This window comes from Kitasatospora sp. NPDC059747, from assembly GCF_042732955.1.
Taxonomy (GTDB): Bacteria; Actinomycetota; Actinomycetes; order Streptomycetales; family Streptomycetaceae; genus Kitasatospora.
On sequence record NZ_JBHWGV010000020.1, the window covers coordinates 38,804 to 44,711 of the forward strand.

At 72.1% G+C, this 5,908-nt stretch carries 3 protein-coding genes; 2 read left to right on the top strand and 1 reads right to left on the bottom strand.

Going from position 1 to position 5,908, the window contains the following annotated elements:
• Window positions 1–129: 129 nt before the first annotated feature.
• Window positions 130–3,702: a CDP-glycerol glycerophosphotransferase family protein gene (locus tag ACFV4G_RS11575; protein WP_380439013.1), complete on the bottom strand. Its 3,573-nt coding sequence runs from the start codon at window positions 3,700–3,702 to the stop codon at window positions 130–132.
• Between the two features lie 139 nt (window positions 3,703–3,841).
• Here ACFV4G_RS11575 and ACFV4G_RS11580 point away from each other — a divergent pair, with 139 nt between their 5' ends.
• Both ACFV4G_RS11580 and ACFV4G_RS11585 read left to right on the top strand, forming a co-directional pair.
• Window positions 3,842–4,840 (top strand): glycosyltransferase family 2 protein, encoded by a 999-nt coding sequence (locus tag ACFV4G_RS11580; RefSeq protein WP_380439015.1) that lies wholly within the window; start codon window positions 3,842–3,844, stop codon window positions 4,838–4,840.
• Window positions 4,841–4,902: 62 nt separating this feature from the next.
• Window positions 4,903–5,908 (top strand): YihY/virulence factor BrkB family protein (locus tag ACFV4G_RS11585; protein WP_380439017.1); only part of this gene is annotated, 1,006 nt, incomplete at its 3' end.

The window sequence follows — 5,908 nt, forward strand, 5'->3', positions numbered from 1 at the left end:
TTGCCGACCAAACGCCTTTTCGTGTGCTTTGGGGGCTTAAAGTCCGGGGCGCTGTGGGTAAACTCCGGTAATGGCGGGGGGGCCGGGTGCGCAATCGCACCGGACGCCTCGGGACGTTCGAGGGAAAAATTACTCCTTTCGGAGCATCGCATCGACGACGCGGGCGGCGGCCTTGCCGTCGTCCAGGTCGCAGTAGGCCTCGCGGAAAGCGGCGGCCTTGTCGGCGAATTCGGCGGCGACCTCGTCGACCCGGCCGAGCGCGGAGACGAGTTCGGCGGACGTGGACAGCAGCGGGCCGGGGACCACCGATTCGAAGTCCAGGCTGAAACCGCGCAGGTTGTCCCGGTAGTGCTCCAGGTCATATGTGAAGAACAGCACCGGCTTGCCGGTCGACGCGAAGTCGAAGACCGAGGCCGAGTAGTCGGTGACCAGGACGTCGGCGATCAGCAGCAGCTCCGCCATGTCGGGGTAGCTGCCGACGTCCCAGACGTAGCCGTTGCCGGCGTCCGGGATCTGGCCGCACATCACGCTGTGCCGGCGCACCAGCAGCACCTGGTCCTCGCCGAGCGCGGCCTTGGCCGCCTCCAGGTCGATCCGCAGGTCGATCTGGTAGCCGCCGTTGGGCCGGCGCCGGTCCTCGCGCCAGGTCGGCGCGTAGAGCACGACCTTCTTGCCCTCGGGCAGCCCGAGGCGCTCGCGGACCTGCTCCGCGGTCTTCTCCCGGTCCGGGGCGAACAGCAGGTCGTTGCGGGGCGAACCGCTCTCCAGGATCTCGCCCTTGTAGTCGAAGGCGCGCTTGAGCAGCGGGGCCGACCAGCTGTTGCCGGCCACCAGGAGGTTCCAGTTCGGGACCTCCTTGGCGAGGCCCTTCAGGTAGTTGGAGTCGGTGAACCAGACCTTCTCGAAGTCCAGGCCGATCTGCTTCAGCGGCGTGCCGAGCCAGGTCTGCACGACCACCTGGCCGGGGCGGCGGACGAAGAAGTCGGGCAGGTGGGTGCTGGTGACGATGTACTTGGCGGTCGCCAGCGCCTCGAACCATTCCGGGCTCCACAGCCGGATCGCCTGCGCGGTCTGCGGCAGGTCGGCCTGGAGGTCGTCGCTGCCCCACAGGTGCTCCAGCGGCAGGCCGCGGCGCACGAGCTCCTCGTGGATCGCCCGCGGGGAGTCCGCGTAGAGGCCGCCGAGGCCGCCGTTGTACAGGACGGTCTCGCGCACCGGGTGCCGACGGGCGGCCGGGTAGTCGGCCGTCCGCAGCTGGCGCTGGCGGTAGCCGCTGCGCTCCTCGGGCAGCAGGGCCGAGTGCGACTCCAGCGACAGGCCGTCGTGGTGGCGCCGCTCCAGCACTATCCGCTTGCCGCGGGACTCCACCTCCAGCGGCAGCGTGCCGAAGCAGTCCGGCGAGATCAGCGCGTGCAGGACGACGGCGTCGTCGACCGGGGCGCCGACCGGACGGAAGAAGACGTTCCAGGTGCCCTGGGCGAGCGGCACGCGCCCGGCGAAGGAGGCGGTCGGCACGGCCGGCATCGCGGTGCGGAAGCGGCCGTCGGTGATCTCCACCGGGTAGACGTGCTCCTCCTCGCGCCAGTCGTGCCGGACGACCAGCTCCCAGCGGTGCGAGTCGGGCAGCGGGAAGGAGCCGCTCAGCAGGAAGCCGTCGGCGCCGCGCGAGGCGACCTCCTCGACGATCGGCTGGAGCAGCTGGTCCGAGAACTGCAGGTTCCCGGCGGGGGAGGGCTTGGAGTAGAGCGCGCGGCGCTCCGCGGTCGGCGCCTGCGGGTTGAGGACGACGTGCAGCTGCTCGGGCGCGTTGCGCTCGTCCCAGACCACCGGCACGACGCTTCCGTCGGTGAGCACCAGGGCGGTGTCCCAGCGGTCGCGGGCACGCTCGGCGGCCACCGGGTCCAGCTCGGCCCAGGCCTCGCGGACGGCGGTCAGCTCGGCCGCGGGGAAGGAGACCGAGAACGGCTGCAGCGTGCCGACCGGCGCGCCCGGCTCCAGCGGGAAGGCCAGCTCGCGGTCGGACTCGACGTGGGTGAGCCGCAGGCGGGCCCCGGCGAGGCTCGCGCCGGAGCGGGCCGCGCCCGAGACCTCCACCCGGCCGGCGTGCGCGGCCAGGCCGGTCACCCGGGCCCTGACCGTCTCCACCTTCAGGTAGACGAAGTTGTCCCGCACCCACGGCACGATCCGCACGTCCGGCTCGACCCAGTGCGTCGGGAGGTACTCGGCGGTGTCGCTCCAGCCGGCCGAGACCCGGCCCTTGTACACGCCGCCCTTGCCCGCGCCGGCGACCAGGACGCGCCAGTGGCCGTCCTTCCACTGCCCGCGGTGCTTGAGCTTCTTCGGGTCGAGGGCGACGGTGAAGCCGGCCCAGTCGCAGTTGTACAGGTCATGGCTGCAGCTCGCGGTGGCCTCGGGGCTGTACTGGGTCTTCATCGGCACGGCGACGACCCGGCGGCCCTTGGTCTCGCGCAGCACCAGCGTGCGGACCATGTCGTGCTTGCCGGCCGCGCCCAGCTGCTCCGGGTACGCGTGCCCGGTCAGCTCCAGCTTGCCGCCGACCCAGGCCGAGCCGTACAGCCGGCTGCGCATGACCAGCGAGTTGTCCAGCTTCAGGACGCCGGCCGGGACGCTCTTGCGGCCCCCGCGCAGGAACGGGTAGTCGGCGTAGGGGCGCAGCAGGCCGCGGGCCTGGACGCCGCCGTTGCTCTCGCCCTCGTACTTGATCTGCTCGACGAACTCGTCGACCCGGCCCTGGAGGGTCAGGTGGTACTTGAGCCGCAGCGGCGCGCGCAGCTTGCGGACCTGCTCGGGGCCGATCGCCCGCAGCAGCCGGCTGACGTGCTTGACGTAGGCGTCCCGGTACTCCTTGTCGCCGTCCACGACGGACCAGAAGAACATCGGGATCTCCTCGACGAGGGTGTTCTCGTCGTAGGAGCGCAGGTACTGGGCGAAGCGCGGCTCGGTCTGCTTCTTCAGCCAGCCGCGGACCAGCTCGACCGAGGCGACGCGGTCGATCAGGCCCTTCGGGTTGGTGCGCATCTGCGTGATCGACATCTCGCCGACCTCGCGCTCGCGCCAGTGGTAGATCGGCTCGGCGAGCACGTCCACGCTCTTGGCGAGGTAGTGGTGCGGCACGCTGACCGGGGCGTCCTCGTACAGGATGCCCTCGGGGTACAGCAGGCCGGCCGCGTCGAAGAAGGAGCGGCGGTACACCTTGTTCCACGCGGTGCGGTCGGTGACCAGCGCGGGGATCTCGGTGATGTGGGTCTTGAGCCTGGTCTCCTTGAACGGCTTCACGTGGCCGCCGGACTGGTAGTAGCCCACCGCGCGGAAGCGCAGCACGTTGCCGGTGGCGAAGTCGGAGCCGGTCTCGTCCAGCGTGTTGATCATGAGCTCGTACGCGCTCGGCGGCATCGAGTCGTCGCTGTCGACGAAGCACAGGAACTCGGCGTCCGGGTCGATGTGCCGGATGCCGGTGTTGCGGGCCGCGCCGAGGCCCTTGTTCACCTGGCGCACCAGGCGGAACCGGGAGTCCTTGGCGGCGTAGGCCTCGGCGAGCGCCGCGCTGCCGTCCTTTGAACCGTCGTCGACCATCACGCACTCGAAGTCGCCGAAGGTCTGGGCGGCGATCGAGTCGAGGCACTCGACGAGGTAGCGCTCGACGTTGTAGATCGGAACGACGATGGAGAGGCGGGGAGCCATCGGCTACGCAGGCCTTTCTCGGGAATCAGCGTGGCAGCCCGGGTCGGGGTCTGGCCGCACTTTTGAATCGGTGCGTACGTGCACCGCGATCCTACCGTCCTGGCCAAGGCGCTCCCGGGGGCCACTACGCTTGGGGCCCGTGCCCCGCTTCAGCGTGATCGTCCCCGTGTACCAGGTCCAGGACTACCTCGCCGAGTGCCTCGACTCGGTCCTCGGCCAGGACGGTCCCGACTTCGAACTGATCGCGGTGGACGACCGCTCCCCGGACGGCTGCGGCGCGGTGCTCGACGAGGCGGCCGCCGCGGACCCCCGGGTCCGGGTGCTGCACCTGCCGGAGAACGTCGGCCTCGGCCGCGCCCGCAACGCCGGCCTGGAGGTCGCCACCGGCGAGTACGTGATCTTCCTCGACAGCGACGACACGCTCACCCCTGGCCTGCTCCGGGCCGTCGAGGACCGGCTCGCCGCCACCGGGGACCCGGACGTCCTGGTCTACGACTACGCCCGCACCTACGTCGACGGCCGGATCACCCGCGCCGCCTCCGCCCACGTCTTCGGCGCCGCCTCCCCGGACGTCTTCGACCTCGACGCCCGCCCCGACCTGCTCGACCTGCTCCAGGTCGTCTGGAACAAGGCCTACCGCCGCGGGTTCATCACCGAGCAGGAGCTGGTCTTCCCGGCCGGCTACTACGAGGACACCCCCTGGACGTACCCGGCGCTCCTCGCCGCCGCGAGCATCACCCTGCTCGACCGGATCGGCGTGCACTACCGCCAGCGGCAGGAGGGCGGCAACATCCTGGCCACCGCCGGCCGCAAGCACTTCGACGTCTTCGCCCAGTACGACCTGGTCTTCGCCTTCCTCGACCGGCGCCCCGACCTCGACCACTGGCGCCCGGTGGTCTACGGCAAGATGCTGCACCACCTCAACACCGTCGTCGCCAAGCCCGGCCGGGTCCCGGCCGGCGACCGCCGCGAGTACTTCCGCCGCGCCGCCGAGCACTGCGCCCGGCTGCGCCCGGCCGGTTACCGCCCGCCCGCCGGGGTGGACGGGGTGCGCACCGAACTGCTCAGCCACGGCCGCTACGGCGCCTACCGGACGGTCCGCGTGCTCGCCCGGGCCCGGCGGCTGGTGGGGCGCTGAACCCGCCCGCCGCAGGTCGAGCCTGACGGCCGTTCGGGGGACGGGCCGGTATAACCGGTCGGGTGGACTTCCTGACCCGCCTTCCGGTCGTCGGCCCGCTCGTCGCGCGGGTGCTGCGCAGCCGCCCGTACCGGGTGTACGAGCACTTCACCGCCGCCCGCGGCAACCGGCTGGCCGGCGCGGTCACCTTCTTCGGCTTCCTCGCGCTGTTCCCGCTGCTCACCGTGGCCCTGGCGATCGCCGCCACGACCCTCAGCGACAGCCGGGTCGCCGACCTGCAGAAGCGCATCTCCGACCAGCTGCCGGGCATCTCCGACGCGCTCAACCTGCCGTCCCTGGTGTCCAACGCGGGCGCCGTCGGGCTGGTCAGCGGGGCGCTGCTGCTGCTCTCCGGCCTGGGCTGGGTGGACACCATGCGCACCTCGATCCGGGACGTCTGGCAGCTGCCCGCGGAGGACGGCAACGTGATCCTGCGCAAGGCGTGGGACTGCGTCGTGCTCGGCGGCCTCGGCCTGGTGTCGCTGGTCTCGCTGGGCACCTCCGCCGCCGGCACGACGCTCGCCGGGCGGATCGCCGACGCGATCGGCCTGCACAACGGCTACCTGCTCACCGGGGTCGGCCTCGTGATAGCGGTCGCCTGCGACACCCTGCTGTTCGGCTACCTGCTCGGGCCGTTCGCGGGGATCCGCGGCCAGCGCCGGCGCGACGTCCTGCAGGGCGCGCTGATCGGCGCGGTCGGCTTCGAGCTGCTGAAGATCCTGCTCGCGTCCTACCTCGGCTCGGTGGCCGGGAAGAGCCTGTACGGCGCCTTCGGCGTGCCGGTGGCGCTGCTGCTCTGGATGAACTTCGTCTGCCGCCTGCTGATGTACTGCGTCGCGTGGACGGCCCTGGCCGACCCGGCCGCCGCGCGCGAGCGGACCCGCGAACACGCGCGAACGCTGCTGGCGGCCGCGGACGAGGCGCAGACGGCGGCGGGGCGGGGCCCGCGGGGGTGGGGGGGGGCCCCCGGGGGCGGCCGCCCGCGGCGCCCCCGGGGGGGGGGGGCCGCGCGCGCCGCCGCACCCCCCC